The 17,932-nt window shown below is 72.4% G+C and carries 12 protein-coding genes; 3 read left to right on the top strand and 9 right to left on the bottom strand.

Annotation, left to right across the window (positions count from 1 at the left end):
* The 6 genes from AB0M18_RS05620 to AB0M18_RS05595 all read right to left on the bottom strand — a co-directional run bounded on the left by AB0M18_RS05620 (position 1) and on the right by AB0M18_RS05595 (position 7,815).
* The gene (locus tag AB0M18_RS05620; protein ID WP_365755865.1) at positions 1-495 is read right to left on the bottom strand and encodes a hypothetical protein; all 495 of its coding nucleotides are present in this window, start codon (positions 493-495) and stop codon (positions 1-3) included.
* Entirely contained in the window at positions 492-1,517 is a 1,026-nt protein-coding gene (locus AB0M18_RS05615) for a ParA family protein (RefSeq protein ID WP_265865697.1), read from the bottom strand. Before AB0M18_RS05615 ends, AB0M18_RS05620 begins: the two co-directional genes overlap by 4 nt.
* Before the next feature lie 446 nt (positions 1,518-1,963).
* The gene (gene ald, locus AB0M18_RS05610) at positions 1,964-3,079 is read right to left on the bottom strand and encodes an alanine dehydrogenase (protein ID WP_365755522.1); all 1,116 of its coding nucleotides are present in this window, start codon (positions 3,077-3,079) and stop codon (positions 1,964-1,966) included.
* A 146-nt stretch (positions 3,080-3,225) separates the two neighbouring features.
* On the bottom strand, positions 3,226-5,241 hold the full coding sequence (locus tag AB0M18_RS05605; RefSeq protein WP_365755521.1) for a tetratricopeptide repeat protein: 2,016 nt from the start codon (positions 5,239-5,241) through the stop codon (positions 3,226-3,228).
* A 199-nt stretch (positions 5,242-5,440) separates the two neighbouring features.
* Positions 5,441-6,067 carry an NUDIX hydrolase gene (locus AB0M18_RS05600; protein WP_365755520.1) on the bottom strand — a complete coding sequence of 209 codons (627 nt, stop codon included), beginning with the start codon at positions 6,065-6,067 and terminating at the stop codon, positions 5,441-5,443.
* A gap of 89 nt (positions 6,068-6,156) precedes the next feature.
* Positions 6,157-7,815, bottom strand: a complete 1,659-nt coding sequence (locus AB0M18_RS05595; protein ID WP_365755864.1) for a CTP synthase — start codon at positions 7,813-7,815, stop codon at positions 6,157-6,159.
* Positions 7,816-8,406: 591 nt separating this feature from the next.
* Here AB0M18_RS05595 and AB0M18_RS05590 point away from each other — a divergent pair.
* Both AB0M18_RS05590 and AB0M18_RS05585 read left to right on the top strand, forming a co-directional pair.
* Positions 8,407-10,209, top strand: a complete 1,803-nt coding sequence (locus tag AB0M18_RS05590) for a glycoside hydrolase family 15 protein (protein WP_365755519.1) — start codon at positions 8,407-8,409, stop codon at positions 10,207-10,209.
* 112 nt (positions 10,210-10,321) lie between these two features.
* Complete coding sequence (locus AB0M18_RS05585; protein ID WP_365755518.1) at positions 10,322-11,716, top strand: FAD-binding oxidoreductase; 1,395 nt, start codon at positions 10,322-10,324, stop codon at positions 11,714-11,716.
* A gap of 13 nt (positions 11,717-11,729) precedes the next feature.
* On the opposite strand, the gene AB0M18_RS05580 is transcribed toward AB0M18_RS05585, so the two are convergent.
* Positions 11,730-13,355 (bottom strand): NAD(P)/FAD-dependent oxidoreductase, encoded by a 1,626-nt coding sequence (locus AB0M18_RS05580; protein ID WP_365755517.1) that lies wholly within the window; start codon positions 13,353-13,355, stop codon positions 11,730-11,732.
* 31 nt (positions 13,356-13,386) lie between these two features.
* Positions 13,387-14,916: an APC family permease gene (locus tag AB0M18_RS05575; protein ID WP_365755516.1), complete on the bottom strand. Its 1,530-nt coding sequence runs from the start codon at positions 14,914-14,916 to the stop codon at positions 13,387-13,389.
* A 166-nt stretch (positions 14,917-15,082) separates the two neighbouring features.
* On the opposite strand from AB0M18_RS05575, the gene AB0M18_RS05570 reads away from it, so the two are divergent.
* Complete coding sequence (locus AB0M18_RS05570; protein WP_365755863.1) at positions 15,083-16,705, top strand: PucR family transcriptional regulator; 1,623 nt, start codon at positions 15,083-15,085, stop codon at positions 16,703-16,705.
* Between the two features lie 55 nt (positions 16,706-16,760).
* Here the strand turns inward: AB0M18_RS05570 and AB0M18_RS05565 are convergent, their stop codons facing one another.
* Positions 16,761-17,849 carry a glycosyltransferase family 4 protein gene (locus tag AB0M18_RS05565; RefSeq protein ID WP_365755515.1) on the bottom strand — a complete coding sequence of 363 codons (1,089 nt, stop codon included), beginning with the start codon at positions 17,847-17,849 and terminating at the stop codon, positions 16,761-16,763.
* Positions 17,850-17,932 lie beyond the last annotated feature (83 nt).

Here is a 17,932-nt window from a genome sequence, read left to right as displayed (position 1 = left end):
TCAGCGGCCGCGCAGGCGGCGCACGAGGATGCTCGCGTCGCCGCGGGACTCCAGGTCCGCGAGGACCACCGCGACCGCTTCGCGGACGATGCGGCCGCGGTCGACCGCGAGGCCGTGCTCGCCGCGCAGCACCAGGCGCGCGTGCTCCAGGTCCATCAGCTCCTCGGCGGAGACGTAGACCGTGATCTTCTCGTCGTGGCGCTCGCGCCCGCTGGGGCGCCGGTTGGCGGCGCGGGCGCGCCGCCGGGCCTGGGCCGGGGTGGCGGCGGCGGGGGCGGCCGGAGCCGCGGCCTTCGGGTCCGCCGTCCGGGCGCGCGGCTCCGTCGGCTCCGCGTCGGCCGCCGCGTGCTCGGCGGATCCCTCCGCCGGAGCGCCCCCGGCCGCGGCCGAGTCGCTCTCGCCGGCCGGCGGTGGAACGGTCCGGCGCGGCGAGGAGGACTGCAGCCCCATGCCCCCGGTCGTACGGAACAGCTCGTCGGCGCCGGGCAGACTCACTCGGCGTGACACCGGGCGAGCACCTCCCTGGCGAGCTGACGGTAGGCCGCGGCGCCCACACTGTTCGAGGCGTACGTGGTGATGGGCTCGCCGGCGACGGTGGTCTCCGGGAAGCGCACGGTCCGGCCGATCACCGTGTGGTACACGTGGTCGTCGAAGGCCTCGACGACGCGCGCGAGCACCTCGCGCGAGTGCACCGTCCGCGAGTCGTACATCGTGGCGAGGATGCCGTCGAGCTCCAGCTCGGGGTTGAGCCGCTCCTGGACCTTCTCGATCGTCTCGGTGAGCAGCGCCACGCCGCGCAGCGCGAAGAACTCGCACTCCAGCGGCACGATGACCTTGTGAGCGGCCGTCAGGGCGTTGACGGTGAGCAGGCCGAGCGAGGGCTGACAGTCGATCACGATGTAGTCGTAGTCGTTCATCAGCGGCTTCAGGGCGCGCTGCAGCGTGGACTCGCGCGCGACCTCGGAGACCAGCTGGACCTCGGCCGCCGACAGGTCGATGTTGCTCGGCAGCAGGTCCATGTTGGGGACCGCGGTCTTGAGCAGCACCTCGTCGGCCGACATGCCCCGCTCCATGAGCAGGTTGTAGACGGTGAGGTCGAGCTCCATGGGGTTCACGCCGAGGCCGACCGACAGGGCTCCCTGCGGGTCGAAGTCGACGAGCAGCACCCGCCGTCCGTACTCGGCGAGCGCGGCGCCCAGGTTGATGGTCGACGTGGTCTTGCCGACGCCGCCCTTCTGGTTGCACATCGCGATGATCTTCGCGGGTCCGTGGTCGGTCAGCGGGCCCGGGATCGGGAAGTACGGCAGGGGCCGTCCGGTGGGGCCGATCCGCTCGCGGCGCTGGCGGGCAGCGTCGGGTGCGAGGGTGGCCGCGTACTCCGGATCGGGCTCGTACTCGGCGTCGGGGTCGTAGAAGTGCCCCTCGGGCACCTCGTCAAAGGCGGCGAAGTGGGTGGACTCTCGGCCCATCTCGTTGCCGGCCGTGGCGTTCACGTGTAGGCCGTCCGTCATCTTCATCGTATGGGCTGGCGTCATGGTCTGGTGCGTCGCGAAGGTCCGCACCGCGACGGAGCCGATCGGGGCTCCTGGCCGGGCACCCTCGGGAGTAAATGTCGACTCATTCACAAGTCGTCTTACCTCCTTGGATTGACCAGGAACATTTATCGATAGGTCAGCGTGGCACCATGCCGACGGTTGGCGACTCTATGGCGTGTCACCGCTCCGCAGCAACACAATCCGCCGGACCCGGCCCGATGTGTCGGCAACCGAACACCCCGCTGTCAAGGGTGCGCAGACAGGGAACCGTACGTTTCAGGGGTGCGCGAAACGGTTAAAGAGTTACGTTCGAGGCGAGTTGACCGGGCGTCGGAACGTGGCCGGACACACATCGGGCCGGACCTTGCTCGACAAGGTCCGGCCCGGCGTGCGGGGTTGACGGCGGATGTTGACAGCCGTCCGTCCGATCAGCCCAGGAGGCTCGCCAGCTCGACGTGCTCGTAGCCGTGCGCCTCGGCGACCTCCTTGTAGACGACCTTGCCCTCATGGGTGTTGAGACCCTTGGCGAGAGCGGCGTCGCGGCGCAGCGCCTCGACCCAGCCGTTGTTCGCCAGCGACACGATGTAGGGCAGCGTGGCGTTGGTGAGGGCGTAGGTGGAGGTGTTCGGGACCGCGCCGGGCATGTTGGCGACGCAGTAGAAGACCGAGTTGTGGACCTGGAAGGTCGGCTCGGCGTGGGTGGTCGGGTGGGAGTCCTCGAAGCAGCCGCCCTGGTCGATGGCGATGTCGACAAGGACACTTCCGGGCTTCATCTTGGCGACGAGCTCGTTGGTGACCAGCTTCGGGGCCTTGGCGCCCGGGATGAGGACGGCGCCCACGACGAGGTCGGCCTCGACGACGGCCTTCTCCAGCTCGAAGGCGTTGGAGACGATCGTCTTGACCTTGGTGCCGAAGATCTTGTCGGCCTCGCGAAGCTTGTTGATGTCCCTGTCGAGCAGGGTCACGTGGAAGCCCAGGCCGATGGCGATCTGCACGGCGTTCCAGCCGGAGACGCCGCCGCCGATGACCACGCACTCGCCGGCGTGGGTGCCGGGGACGCCGCCGGGGAGCACGCCGCGGCCGCCGGCCGAGCGCATCAGGTGGTAGGCGCCGACCTGCGGGGCCAGGCGGCCCGCGACCTCGGACATCGGGGCGAGCAGCGGGAGCGCGCGGTTGGCGGTCTCGACCGTCTCGTAGGCGATGGCGGTGGTGCCGGACTCCAGGAGCGCGTCGGTGCACTCCTTGGAGGCGGCGAGGTGCAGGTAGGTGAAGAGGGTCTGGTCCTTGCGGAGGCGGTGGTACTCCTCCGCGATCGGCTCCTTGACCTTGAGCAGCAGGTCCGCGGTGGCCCAGACCTCGTCGGCGGTGGCGAGGATCTCGGCGCCGGCCGAGACGTACTCCTCGTCCGTGATCGAGGAGCCCACACCGGCGTTCTGCTCGACGAAGACCTGGTGTCCGTTGCGGACGAGCTCGTGGACACCGGCGGGGGTGATGGCCACGCGGAACTCGTTGTTCTTGACCTCGCGGGGGATGCCGACCTTCATCGTCGATCACGGTCCTTGAATCGGGGGAAACGGGGGTGCACTGCGATACATACCCGGATGCACTACCGCGCACCGGGACAGACCGCGGTCGATCGCGGCGCAACCAGTCTAATGAAGGAGTTCCCGCTGTCTAGCCTTGCAAAGCACTAATCTTCTTCAGAAGCACTGCGGATTTCGTAGGCGGAGGAGTCGCTTCCAAGGAGTCTTTCGGCCGCGGACCGGTGCAACCGGGCGGCGGCGGGGTCGCCGAGCCGGTCCAGGGTGTCGGCCAGCCTGAGCTGGAGCGCCGCCTGCAGCCGTACGTCCTGGGCGCGGCGGGCCCACTCGACCGCCTCCTCGCAGGTCCGCAGGCTCTCCTCGGGCCGGCCCGCGTACTCCTGGACCCGGGCGGCCTCGCTCAACGCCCGTGCGTGGCCGGGGAGATCGGCCAGTCGCCGGTAGCCCGCGGCGGCGGCGCGCCAGTTGCGCAGCGCCTCTCCGTAGCGGCCCGCGTAGGTGTGCACCGCGCCGAGCCGGCCGTAGAGCCGGGCCTGGTCGGCGCGCTCGTCGCGGGCGAGGCGCTGGGCGAGGGCACGCCCGTACCAGTCGCCGGCCCGCTGCCAGTCCCCCAGCTCCTGATAGGCGCCGCCTACGGATTCCATTGCGCGGCCGGTGGCATACGGATCATTTGCTCGTCTTCCGGCATCCAATGCCGACCGATATCGTTGCAGAGCGTCCTCGGTACGTCCGGTTCTGGCGTCCAGGTCGGCCAGGTTGAGCAGGGCCGCGGCTTGCTCCCGGTGCAGCCCGCGCCGCTCGGCGACATCCAGGACGAGGCGGTGCAGCCCGTAGAGGTCGGGGGCGGCGGCCTCGGCGCCCCGGTGCGCGGTGAGCGCCCGGACCAGGGCCGCGATCAGCCGCCGGGCCAGGGTGTCGAGCTCCCCGTCGGCGACGGCGAGGCGGGCCGCGGCGAGCAGCACCGGCCGCCGGCTTTCCAGCCAGGCCCGGGCGGTCGCCGTGTTCGGGAAGCGCAGCGCGCGGGGCAGCCCGGCGAGCTTGCGGCGGGCCGGGGAGCCCTCGGGTTCGGTGACGGCCCGGGCGGACTGCAGCAGCCGCACGGTCCGCTCCAGCATCCGGGCCCGGGCCAGCTGCACCTCGGCCGGCCGGTCGAGCTCGGCCAGCCGCTCGCGCAGCAGCGGCACCAGGTGCCCGCCCACCTCGTACTGTCCGTCCCCGCCGGGCACCTCCCGCACGAGACCCAGCGCGGCGAAGTCCGCGAGGGTGGTCGCGGCGGCGGACACCGAGCAGCCGGCGAGCGCGGAGGCGGTGTGGGCGTCGGCCCGGCCGAGCGGGGCGAGCGCCAGATGACGCAGTATCCGGGCGGCCGGTTGCGGCAGCGCCTCGTGCACGAGGGCGAAGGCCCGCTCGACCGGGTCGCCGGTCAGTGCGCGCAGCCGCTTGGCGAGGTCGGCGACCGAGGCCTTGGGCCGGGCGGCGAGCCAGCCGCCGGCCAGGACCAGGGCGGCGGGCAGTCCGCCGCACTCCTCGGCCAGGCTCTCGGCGGCCTGCGGGTCGACGGTGACGCGGACGGAGCCGGTGAAGGCGGTGAGCAGTTCGATGGCCGACTTGGGGTCGAGGCCGCCGACCGTGCAGGGCCGCACGTCCGGGATGCCGGTGAGCGGGCCGCGGGCCACGCCGACCACCAGGGTGTCGGGGTTGTCCGGAAGCAGCGGGTCGACCTGCTCGGCGTCCACGGCGTCGTCGAGCAGCAGCAGCGCCCGGCGGCCGGTGAAGGCGGTGCGGACCAGCGCGGTCAGCTCGTCCTCGGCGGCGCCCGGCGGCTCCTCGACGCCGAGCGCGGCGAGCAGTTCCCGGGCGGCGCGGGCGGTGGGGACGGGGTCGCCGCCGGACTCCGTGAGCCGAGTCCGGAACACCCCGCCGGGGTACTCGGCGGCGAGCCCGCCGACGAGCTCCTCGGCGAGCGCGGTCCGCCCCGAGCCGGGCTTGCCCGCGATGAGCAGGACCCGGGCGCGGGGCGCCTTGCGGCCGGTGAGGGTGTCGAGACCGGTGCGTTCGATGTCGGCCCGCAGCGCCTTCAGCTCCCGCTGGCGACCGTAGAACCGCGAGGCGCCGACCTCCCCCGGACTTCGCCCGGGGGGACCCCCAACCGCCTGATCCGTCACGGGCCACGCTCCCGTCCACCTGCGCACGAGCCGATCCCGCGTGGAGGCTCCGCACGGGCGATCACGAGCGTAGTTCAGCCGGTGCGCCGGACCCGGCGGAGCGCGGCGGACGAATCGCCCGATCGGATCAGTGGATTGTCGGACCGGTCGTCCGGCGCCGGACCCGCCCGCCGCCGCTCCCCCGCCCCCTCCGTACCGGCTATGCCTCGAACGGCCGGGCCGGCCACTCCGCGTCCGCCGGGCGCAGGGCGTCCAGGCCGTCGGCGGTGCGGGCCGCCAGCAGTGAGAGGACGCCCACCACCAGGCAGTTGTTGTGCAGCTCGCCCGCGAGCACGCCGCGGACCAGCTCGTCGAGCGGGACGCGGGCGAACTCCATGTCGGCCTCCTCCTCGGAGACCTCGTACCGCTCCCCCTCCGCCTCGGCGAGGTCGCGGGCCAGGAAGATGCGGACGGCCTCGTCGCAGCCGCCGGGCGTGGTGTAGACGTCGGTGAGGACCCGCCAGTCCCCGGCCTTGACGTGGGCCTCCTCGTACAGCTCGCGCTGGGCGGCGTGCAGCGGGTTCTCGCCGGGCACGTCGAGCAGGCCGGCCGGGATCTCCCACAGCTTCTGCCGCACCGGGTGCCGGTACTGCTTGAGCAGCAGCACCCGGTCCTGCTCGTCGAGGGCGACGACCGCGACCGAGCCGGGGTGGACCTGGTAGTCGCGGCGGGCGACCGAACCGTCCGGCATGACCACCTCGTCCGTGCGGACACTCGTCTTCTTGCCCGTGAAGGGGGTGGTGGTGGCGGTGACCCGCCACTCCTCCGGGGTGTCCTGCACCTGCATCAGGAGTCCTCTCGTACGAAAACCGGGGTACGCGTCCGAAAGCGGACCCGTACCCCGGCAACGTTAACGGCAGTGCTGACACCGGTGATCTACTTCGCGGACCGGCCCGTCTTGCGCTCGACGGCCGCCTTCACCAGGCCGGCGAACAGCGGGTGCGGGCGGGTCGGGCGGGACTTGAGCTCCGGGTGCGCCTGGGTGGCGACCAGGTAGGGGTGCACGTCCTTCGGGTACTCGACGAACTCGACGAGCTTGTTGTCCGGGGAGGTGCCGGAGAAGACCAGACCGGCCTTCTTCTCCAGCTCCGCGCGGTACGCGTTGTTCACCTCGTAGCGGTGACGGTGGCGCTCCTCGACGTACGGCTCGTCCGCGTAGGTCTCGCGGACCACCGAGCCCTCGGCGAGCTTGGCCGGGTAGAGGCCCAGGCGCATCGTTCCGCCCAGGTCGCCGGCGCCCTCGACGTACGCCAGCTGCTCCTCCATCGTGGAGACGACGGGGTGCGCGGTGGCCGGGTCGAACTCGGTGGAGTTGGCCTCGGGGATGTCGGCGAGGTTGCGCGCGGCCTCGATCACGATGCACTGCAGGCCCAGGCAGATGCCGAGCAGCGGCACCTTGTTCTCACGGGCGTAGCGGATGGCGCCGACCTTGCCGGCCACACCGCGGTCGCCGAAGCCGCCCGGGATGAGGATCGCGTCGCAGTCGGCGAGCTGCTGCTCGGCGCCGGCCGGGGTCTTGCAGTCGTCGGAGGTGACCCACTTGACCTTGACCCGGGCCTTGTTGGCGAAGCCGCCGGCGCGCATGGCCTCGGTCACCGACAGGTAGGCGTCGGGCAGGTCGATGTACTTGCCGACGAGCGCGACGGTGACCTCGTGGTCGGGGTTGTGGACACGGTCCAGGAGGTCCTCCCAGACGGTCCAGTCCACGTCGCGGAAGGGCAGGTCGAGCTTGCGGACGACATAGGCGTCCAGGCCCTCGGAGTGCAGCACCTTCGGGATGTCGTAGATCGACTTGGCGTCGATGGCGGCGACCACGGCGGCCTCGTCGACGTCGCACATCAGCGAGATCTTGCGCTTGATGGCGGTCGGGACCTCGCGGTCGGCGCGCAGCACGATCGCGTCGGGCTGGATGCCGATGTTGCGCAGGGCGGCGACCGAGTGCTGGGTCGGCTTGGTCTTCAGCTCGCCGGAGGGGCCGATGTACGGCAGCAGCGAGATGTGCACGACGAAGACGTTGTCGCGGCCGACCTCGTGGCGCACCTGGCGGACGGTCTCCAGAAACGGCAGCGACTCGATGTCGCCGACGGTGCCGCCGACCTCGGTGATGACGACGTCGACGTCGTCGGTCGCCATGCGGCGGATCCGGGACTTGATCTCGTTGGTGATGTGCGGGATGACCTGCACGGTGTCGCCGAGGTACTCGCCGCGCCGCTCCTTGGCGATGACCTGCGAGTAGACCTGGCCGGTGGTGACGTTGGCCGAGCCGTCGAGGTCGACGTCGAGGAAGCGCTCGTAGTGGCCGATGTCCAGGTCGGTCTCGGCGCCGTCGTTGGTGACGAACACCTCGCCGTGCTGGAAGGGGTTCATCGTGCCGGGGTCGACGTTCAGGTACGGGTCGAGCTTCTGCATCGTGACCCGCAGGCCCCGGGCCTTGAGGAGCGCACCCAGGCTGGAGGCGGTCAGGCCCTTGCCGAGGGAGGAGGCGACACCCCCGGTGACGAAGATGTGCTTGGTCGTCGTGGTGTTGGGCGGCATCGCCAAGAGGGGGCTCCCGTGGTCGCGTTCTGGAAGTGCGTACCGGCGTGCCCTCCGGAAGAATCGGGGGGTGCCGTCGCTGCGGTTTCGGGGTCCTCGGCTGTCGCCGTTTCCCACCGGTCCACGGGGTACCAGGGTATCAGCGACATCGGGAGACCGCTTCCGGCCACACGGGGCACTCGGGTGCACACGGTCGGCGACACACCGTGCCCGGCGCCGGCGGTCCCTGGACCGTGGACGGGACCGGGACGGATTGCGGACCCGGCCGCGGACCGGGCCGCGGACCGGGCCGCGGACGGGCAGCGGACGGGCAGCGGACGGGCAGCGGACGGGCAGCGTGTCAGGACAAGGAGGGTTTTCGGTCGAGGTCAAGACCCATTCACCCGATCGGCCCAGCGCCGTCGCAAGATCGGCGCCGCCGGTCGCCACGGTGCGTCGTATCCTGCTCGGACACGCGCTGCCGAGCCGGGCCGGCACGGCACCACCCCCGCCAAGTCACCGGTACGTAGAGCTCGTCAACGATCCCTTGACCGCTGACCGTAAGCGTCGCCCCGCGGGGCGGACGTGGCCGTTCGATCTGGAGTGAAGCACGTGGCCGGGCGCATCGAGGATTACGCACTCATCGGAGACATGCAGACCGCCGCCCTGGTCTGCCGGGACGGCAGTGTCGACTGGCTCTGCCTGCCCCGCTTCGATTCGCACGCAGTCTTCGCGGGACTGCTCGGCACCGAGGAGCACGGCTTCTGGCGGGTCGGCCCGGCGGTCCCCGACGGCGCGCCCGCGGCCCCCGCCGACCGCCGCCGCTACCGGGGCGACTCGCTCGTCCTGGAGTCCGAGTGGGACACCCCGCGCGGAACCGTCCGGGTGACCGATTTCATGCCCCCGCGTGACGGTGCGCCGCAGCTGATCCGGATCGTCGAGGGGGTCAGCGGCCGGGTGCGGATGCGCTCCTCGCTGCGGATGCGGTTCAGCTACGGGCGGGTGGTGCCCTGGGTGCACAAGGTGGGCGAACGCACGGTGGCCGTCGCCGGGCCGGACTCGGTGTGGCTGGACGCGGACGCCGAGACGCACGGCAAGGACCTCACCACGTACTCCGAGTTCACCGTCACGCCCGGTGACCGGATCACCTTCACGCTCTCCTGGCAGCCCTCGCACAAGGAGGCGCCGCCGCTGCCGGACCCGGAGGGCTCGCTGGAGGCGACGGTCGAGTTCTGGCGCGAGTGGGTGGAGCACTGCACGTACCACGGCCCCTACCGGGAGGCGGTGGTCCGCTCGCTGATCACCCTGAAGGCGCTGACGTACGCGCCGACCGGCGGGATCGTGGCCGCGCCGACCACCTCGCTGCCGGAGGAGATCGGCGGCGTGCGGAACTGGGACTACCGCTACACCTGGCTGCGGGACGCGGCGATCACCCTCTCCTCGATGCTGCGCACCGGCTACCGCGAGGAGGCCCGCGCCTGGCGGGACTGGCTGCTGCGCGCGGTGGCCGGCGACCCGGAGAACCTGCAGATCATGTACGGCATCGCGGGCGAGCGGGAGCTCGGCGAGGCGGAGCTGGACTGGCTGCCGGGGTACGAGAACTCCGGCCCGGTCCGGGTCGGCAACGGCGCGGCGAACCAGCTCCAGCTGGACGTGTACGGCGAGGTCACCGAGGCCCTGCACCTGGCGCACATGACGGGCCTGTCCCGCAACGACTACGCCTCGCTCCTCCAGATCAAGCTGATCAACTACCTGGAGAAGAACTGGGACCAGCCCGACGAGGGCATCTGGGAGGTGCGCGGCCCCCGCCGCCACTTCACCCACTCCAAGGTGATGGCCTGGGTGGCGGTGGACCGCACGATCAAGCTGATCGAGTCCGGCGACGCGGACGGCCCGCTGGAGCGGTGGCGCGAGCTGCGCGACGAGATCCACCGGGACGTCTGCGAGAAGGGCTACGACAAGGAGCGCAACACCTTCACCCAGTCCTACGGCTCGCAGGAGCTGGACGCCTCGCTGCTGCTGATCCCGCAGATGGGCTTCCTGCCGCCGGACGACAAGCGCGTCATCGGCACGATCGAGGCGATCCAGCGGGAGCTGTCCACCGAGGACGGGTTCGTGCTGCGCTACCCGACGGCCGGCGAGGAGGCGGGCGTGGACGGCCTGGAGGGCGACGAGGGCGCGTTCCTCGCCTGTTCCTTCTGGCTGGCCGACGACCTGGCGATGATCGGCCGCGTCGACGAGGCCCGCAAGCTCTTCGAGAAGCTGCTCTCGCTGCGCAACGACCTGGGCCTGCTGGCCGAGGAGTGGGACGCCCGCCTCCAGCGCCAGGTCGGCAACTTCCCGCAGGCCTTCAGCCACGTCCCGCTGATCGACACGGCCCTGCGGCTGACGGCGAGCGGGGCGTACGGGGGTTAGCGCGGCGTACGGCGGCCAGCGGGGCGCACGGCGGCTGAGGGGCGCGCTCGGGGGGCCGGACCTACGATGAGATTGTCCTGTCCCCCCTCCGTCACGAAAGGGGGGCACTCCCATGGCTCCCCAGACCACGACCGTTCCGGACAGTGCCCTGTCGGGCCTTCGCGAGGATCTGGCGGGTGAGGTGCTCACGCCCGGCGACCCCGGTTACGACGAGGCCCGGGCCGTCCACAACGGCATGATCGACCGGCGTCCCGCGGTGATCGCCCAGTGCGCGACCCCGGCGGACGTCTCCAACGCGATCCTGTTCGGCCGGGAGGCCGGGCTGCCGATCGCGGTGCGCGGCGGGGGCCACAGCGTGGCCGGCTCGTCGGTGATCGACGACGCCCTGGTCGTGGACCTGCGCCGGATGCACGCGGTCGTCGCCGACCCGGAGAACATGACCGTCCGGGTCGAGGGCGGGGCGACCATGGCCCACCTGGACCACGCCTGCCAGCCGTTCCACGTGGCCACCACGGGCGGACGGGTGTCCACCACCGGCGTCGGCGGCTTCGTGCTGGGCGGCGGATCGGGCTGGCTGGAGCGGAAGTTCGGGCTCGCCAGCGACAACCTGCTGGCCGCCGAGCTGATCACGGCCGAGGGGAAGCACGTCCACACGGACGCGGAGGAGCACCCGGAGCTGTTCTGGGCCCTGCACGGCGGGGGCGGCAACTTCGGGGTGGCGACCTCGCTGACACTGCGACTGCACCCGCTGCCGCGGATGAGTTTCGTGATGCTGTTCTTCCTGCCCGACAAGGCGGGCGAGGTGGTGCGGACCTACCGGGACATCGCGGCGGGCGCCCCGGACGAGGTGGGCGGCGGCGCCATCATCCTGCCGGCGCCGCCGGAGCCGTTCGTGCCCGAGGACCTGGTCGGCAAGCTGGTCTGCGGCTCGCTGCTCACGTACGCCGGTCCGGTCGACGAGGTCCGCGAGCTCGCGGCGCCGCTGTTCGCGCTGAAGCCGGTGATCGAGCTCGTCTCGGACATCCCCTACGTGGAGCTGCAGTGCATGCTCGACGACCCGCCCGGGCTGCGGAACTACTGGTCGGCCGAGTATCTGTCGGACTTCCCGGACGTGGCCGTGGACGTCTTCTGCGCGCGCGGCGCGGCGATCCCGATGCCGACGGCCACCCAGCAGGTGGTGTTCGCGATGGGCGGGGCCGTGGCGGCGGGACCGTCGCACTACCCGCAGCCGTGGCGTACCGCGCCCTGGGCGGTGCACCCGTTCGCGACCTGGGAGGACCCGGCGGACGACGAACGGGCCAGGCAGTGGGTCCAGGACGTGCGGGCCGACGCGCAGCCGTGGTCGGTCGGCGCCACGTATCTGAACTTCATCGGCGCCGAGGGCGAGCAGCGGATCGTCTCCTCGTTCGGGGAGGAGAACTACCGGCGGCTCGCCTCCGTCAAGGCCGCCTTCGACCCCGACAACGTCTTCCGCTTCAACCACAACATCGCGCCGGCCGCCGCCTGACGGCACAGGGCCACTACGTGAGGGCGGCGATCACCTCCCGGGCGGCCCGCTCGCCCTCGGTGGCGCCGCCTTCCATGAAGCCCTGGAAGTCGTAGGAGCAGTGCTCGCCGCCGATGTGGACGTTGCCCTGGGCGGTGCCCTCGTAGCCGGCGTAGCGGTGGAGGTAGCCCACCGGCCAGTACGAGTAGGCGCCGAGGGCGTACGGGTTCTCGTGCCAGGCGGAGAGCTGGGCGCGCCCGGTGTACGACTTCGACGTGCCGGGGAAGAAGGCGTCGATGCCCTTCAGGTAGCGGGTGACGAGGTCCCGGACGTACGGGTCGGACTCGGTGGAGAAGGGCCCCGCGGGGTTCAGGGACCGGGCCAGGCTGCCGCCGCCGTACTGGATGAGGATGCCGCCGGTGCCGCCCTGGACCTTGGTGGTGTCCCAGGTCTGCTGCACCTCGGTGTCGGTGAAGCAGTCGCCGGCGGAGACCCCGGGCCAGGGGCCGGTGCCGCGCCAGGGGCGGGTGGCGAACTGCATGTTGAGCTTGGTGCAGTAACCCATCCGCGCGTCCCGCAGCAGGTCGGTCATGCGCGGGTCGAAGCCGGCCCGGCTCAGGTCGAGCCGCTGCAGGACCGGCAGGGGTACGCACAGGATCGTGTGGTCGGCGGTGACCGTCCGGGTGCTGCCCGCCTCGGTGAAGGTGAGGGTCTGGGTGCCGTCGGCGTCGGCCCGTACGGCGTCGAGCGACCAGCCCATGCGCAGGGTGCCGGGCGCGAGGGCCCCGGCGACGGCGTTCGGCAGCCGGTCGTTGCCGCCGACCACGTGGTAGCGCTCGTTGGACAGGCCCCAGATGTTGAAGTGGCCCGGATTGGTCTGGTAGCCCATGAGCAGCACCAGGGCGAGCGCGGACTGGTCGGTGGTGTCGGCGCCGTACTCGACGTTGTAGGCGACGTCGAAGAACCTGCCGAGCGGTGCGGAGTGCCCGCCGGGGACCCGGCTCTCGATCCACTCGTGGAGCGACATCTCGTCGAGGGCGGTGCCGGTGGGCGTGGTCTGGTTCCAGAAGACCTCCCCGGCGTCGAGCAGGTCGCGGTGCAGGGCCTGGTAGACGGCGTTGAAGTCCTCGTCGGCCTGCGCGCGCGGGTAGTAGGCGCCGTCGAACCAGAGGACCTCCTCGGCTCCGTTGGGCCCGCCGCCGAGGAAGTCCTCGGTGGCGAGGCCGAAGCGGCGGCAGAGTTGGAGGATCTTCTTGTGGCTGGTGTCGATGAGCTCGCCGCCGATCTCGGAGGTCTGCCCGTACGCCCAGTGCTCCCGCTGGGTCCACATGCGGCCGCCGACCCTGGACGGGTTCGCCTCGTAGAGCACCGGGCTCAGGCCGGCGTCCTGGAGGGTGAGGGCGGCGGTGAGGCCGGCGATGCCGGCTCCGACGACGGCGATCCGGGCGGGGGTGGCGGCCTTGGCGACCGCCGGGGCGGCCACGGCCGTCCCGGCGGAGACGGCGACGCCGGCCGCGGCGGCGTACTTGAGGAGGGTGCGGCGGCCGAGGGCGTCGGTCCGCAGTCCGCGCAGTTCGGCCACGGGGATGTCCAGCCGTCGGGCGTCGGCGTGCTCGGCGGCGAGGCGCTTCAGGAGGTGCATCGGGTTGGTGCGTGCCATGGGGCGCTCCTGGAGGGATGGGGGTGAGGGGTCAGCTCTGCGGTACGGGCGCGGGGGCCGGGTCCGGGTCCGGGTCCGCGCTGTCGTCGGCGCGCTCGGCGGCGTCCTCCAGGACGATCCGGCCGATGATCTCGTAGCGCTCGGGCCGCCGGGCCTTGAGGTGGAGACCGAGGCCGAGGCCGCCGAAGAAGACGGCGCCGACGATCCACGGGATGGCCTTGAAGAAGAGGGAGTCGGCGGCGAGCCCGGCCGCCGTCTCCATGTTCATGATCAGCAGCACGACCACGGCGGTCATGCCGACCCCGCCGAGCAGCGGCGCGGTGAAGGTCTTGAACCAGTGCCGGTCCTCGGGGTGGTTCTTGCGGAAGTAGCCGATGACGGCGAAGGAGCAGAGGGTCTGCACGATCAGGATCGCCATCGTGCCGAGGATCGCGAGCAGCGTGTAGAGGTGGATGTACGGGTCCTGATCGGTGAGCCAGAACGCGCCGACGAGGACGACGGCGATGACGCTCTGCGCGAAGGAGGCGAGGTACGGCGAGCCGTGCCTGGGGTGGGTGCGCCCGAGGGCCGGGTGCAGGAAGCCCTCGCGGCCGATCGCGTACAGATAGCGGGCGGCGCACTGGTGGAAGGCCATGCCGCAGGCGAAGGAGCCGGTGAGCAGCAGCCACTGGAAGGCGTCGACGGCCCAGGCGCCGATGAAGGACTCGGTGGGCGCGAAGAACAGGTCGAGGGGGCTGGCCGAGGAGGACAGCTTCACCGATCCGGCGAGCCCGTTGCCGGCGATGGTCATCCACGAGACGTAGATGTAGAAGAGGCCGACGCCGATGACGGAGATGAGGGTGGCACGCGGGATGACCCGCTTGGGGTCGCGGGACTCCTCGCCGTACATGGCGGTGGACTCGAAGCCGACCCACGACCAGAAGGCGAAGAACAGGCCGAGGCCGGCGGAGGCGCCGGTGAAGGCGTTCTTCGGGTTGATCGGCTCGGCGGGGATGCCGTCGGGGCCGCCGCCGGCGATCAGCACGGCGGTGGCGACCGCGAACAGCACCGCGATCTCGGCCACCAGCATCACGCCGAGCGCCTTGGCGGTGAGGTTGATGTCGAAGTACGACAGGACGGCGGTGACCGCGAGCATGGCCGCCGCGTAGCCGATCCACGGCAGGTCCACGCCCAGCTGGGCGGCCACGGTGGCCTTGGCGAAGTAGGCGAAGACGCCGACGATGGACGCCTCGAAGACGATGTACGCGAGGACGGCGAGCATGCCGGAGGCCATGCCGGCGATCCGGCCGAGGCCGTGCGAGATGTAGCCGTAGAAGGCGCCGGCGGCGGTGATCCGCTTGGCCATGGCGACATAGCCGACCGAGAAGACGGTGAGGACGACGGTCGCGAAGAGATAGCCGGCCGGGGCTCCGGTGCCGTTGCCGAAGCCGACGGCGATGGGGAGGTTGCCGGTCATCGCGGTGATGGGCGCGGCGGTGGCGACGGCCATGAAGACGACGCCGACGAGCCCGACCGAGTTCGCCTTGAGCCGGTGGACCTCTTTTGTGGGGTTCTCTGCCATGGCGCGAGAGCATCCTCCGGAGTGACGTAGGCCACAATCGACATCCGGTCGCACAATTCCCTTCAGGGGACGACGAGTTGTCGCCCTGGTGTACGAACTGTCCGGCCCGTTCACACCCCGGTGATGTCGCGGTGACGGGGCCGGCGGGTAGCTTCCGTCCATGTCCATGGAACGTCAGGGCGGGATCACCGTGCAGCGGGCACTCGAGCTTCCGGGTCTGCGCAGCGGTCTCCCGGAGGTCGTCGCGGGCGCCGACCGGCTGCACCGCACCGTGCGCTGGGTGCACGCGGGCGAGGTGCCGAACATCGCCTCGCTGCTCAAGGGCGGCGAGCTCCTGCTCACCACCGGTCTGGGCCTGGGCACCCGGCCCGCCGAGCAGCGGGCCTTCGTGCGCCGGCTCGCCGAGCGCGGCATCGCGGCCCTCGTGGTCGAGCTGGGCCCGCGCTTCGCCCGGCTTCCGGCGACGATAGTGGAGACCGCGCGGGCCGCCGGACTCCCGCTGGTCCAGCTGCACCGCGAGGTGCCCTTCGTCGCCGTCACGGAGGAGATCCACACCGAGATCGTCAACGGGCACTACGCGCTGCTCCGCCGGGCCGAGGAGGTGCACCACCAGTGCACCGCCGCCCTCCTCGGCGGCGGCGGGGTGCCGCAGGTGCTGCGGATCCTCGCCGACTTCGCGCTCAACCCGGTCTTCCTGGAGACCGCCGACGGACAGCTGCTCTACGCGGCGGGCACCGAGTCCGAGCCCGCCGACCCGCTCCAGGTGTGGGACGGGCTGCGCGGGCAGCGGGCCGCCCGCGAGTCCGGCCCGCCGACCGGCGCGGTGCTGGTGGACGTGCCGGGCGGCGGCCCGGGCAGCGCGTCGGTCCGGGCCCGCCTGGTGCTGCTCGCGGTGTCCTCGCCGCTCTCCCCCGTGCACCGGATGGCCGCCGAACGGGCCGCCGGTCTGCTCGCGGTCGTCCTCATGCAGGCCCGGCAGGAGGAGGAGCTGGCGGCGCGCGGCCGTGGCGACTTCCTCACCGATCTCGCCGAGGGCCGGATCTCCGCCGAGGACGCCCCGGCGCAGGCCCGGGTGCTCGGCTTCAAGCCGGGCGACGGCCCGCTGCTCCCGGTGGTGATGCGGCTCGCCTCCGAGCTGGCGCCCTCCGGCAACTGGGCGCTGCTCGCCCGCGCGGTCCTGGAGGAGCTGGCCTCGGTCGGCGTGCCCGTGCTGCTCGGTGTGCGGCCGGTCGAGGGCCGGGTGCCGCTGCTGCTCGGGCTGCGCTCCGAGTCGGAGCGCACCGCCGTCGCCGACCGGGTCGCCGCCGCGCTGCGGGCGGGCGTGGAGCGGGCCGGCCTGGAGCGGGCGGGCGCGCACCCGCCGGTCGTGGTGGTGGGCGTGGCGGGCGGCTGGGCGGCGGCCTCGGCGGGGCTGCGGCACGCGGCGGAGACGGCGACGGCCGCGCAGGGCCTGTCGGAGCTGCCCTGGTACGACGCCCGGCGCCTCGACACGGACCTGCTCCTGTGGCGGCTGCGCGACCACCCCGACCTGGCCGCCTTCGTGGACCGCGCGATCGGCCCCCTGCGCGACCACGACCGCACCTCACGCCCCCCGCTCCTCCCGACTCTGGAGACGTACCTGGCCCACGCGGGCCGCAAGGCGGAGACGGCCCGCGAGCTGCACCTCAACCGCCAGACCCTCTACAACCGTCTCGCCCGCATCTCCGAACTCCTGGGCACCGACCTCGACGACCCGCAGACGGTCCTGGCACTGAGCCTGGCGCTGAGGGCCCGGCGGCACACGGGCTGAGGGGCACGAAGCCGCCGCCTCCGGGAGGCAGGGGGCGGGTGGGGTGGGGGAAAGGTCACCGTCCCGACAGCTCGTCGTACACGCTCAGGACGTGCGCGATCGTCTGGTCCTCCGTCGGCCACGTGCCCGCCTGCACCCGCCCCGCCGCCGCCAGGTCGGACCGCCGGTCGGCGTCGTCGAGCAGTCCGCGCACCGCCGTCGCGAGCGCCTCCGCGTCGCCGTACGGTACGAGTTCGGCGGCGTCGCCGACCAGTTCGGGCACCCCGCCGACGGCCGTGGCGACCAGCGGCACGCCGAGCCGCAGCGCCTCCTGGGCGAGGAGCGAGCGGGCCTCCCACCGCGAGGGCAGGACGGCGACGTCGGCGGCGGCGAGCAGTTCGGCGACGTCATCGCGGCGCCCGATGAGCCGGACGGCGAGCTCCTCGACCTCGATCCGCCGTTGCAGCGGCGCCCGTTCGGGCCCCTCGCCGGCGATGACGAGCAGCGGCTGCGGGTCGAGGTCCCGCCACGTCCGGGCCGCGTCGAGCAGCATCCCGTACCCGCGCCCGGACTCCAGCGCGCCGACCGCCATCAGCAACGGGCGGTCCACGGCGCCGAGTTCGGCCCGCGCCTTGCCGTCGTGGAGGCAGACCGGGGCGCGCGAGGCGGGCACCGTGACGGGTGCGAGCCGGGCGTCGCGGGCGCCGCGCCGCCGGGCCCGGTCGACGAGCTCGGAGGAGGTGCCGAGGACGACGGCGGCCGCCCGCACGGTCCGCCGCTCCAGGAGGCGTACGAGCCGGGCGCGCGCCCCCACGGCCCGGCTGCGGGTGTGCCAGGTGGTGACCAGCGGCGTGGGCGGCACGGCGGCGGCGCCGGCCAGCGCGAGGGAGGCCCGCACCGAGGCGTCGAGGCCGTGCGCGTGCACGATGTCGGCGCCGATGAAGGCGTTGCGCAGCGCGGCGACGGCCGCGGGGCCGCCCTGCCGCGGGACCGGCACGAGGTGGGCGCCCGCGCCCTGGAAGTCGTAGGCGTGGTCGAGTTCCAGCGGGGCGCACACGGTCACCCGCACGCCCCTCGCCACCAGCCCCGAGGCAAGTGATCTGACGTGCGCGCTGCTGCCCGCGCTGCCGCCGCCCAGCACTTGGACCGTACGGAGCTGTGTCACGCGCCCAAGGATGCCAGTCCGTACGCACGTTCCGGCACCGAAGTCGCCGCGTTCCGGGGCGGCTTCAGCAACTTACCGACCGG

Source organism: Streptomyces sp. NPDC051909, assembly GCF_040681095.1.
GTDB lineage: Bacteria > Actinomycetota > Actinomycetes > Streptomycetales > Streptomycetaceae > Streptomyces.
Note: the sequence above shows the minus strand (reverse complement) of the source record. Positions and strands in the feature narration are given on the sequence as shown.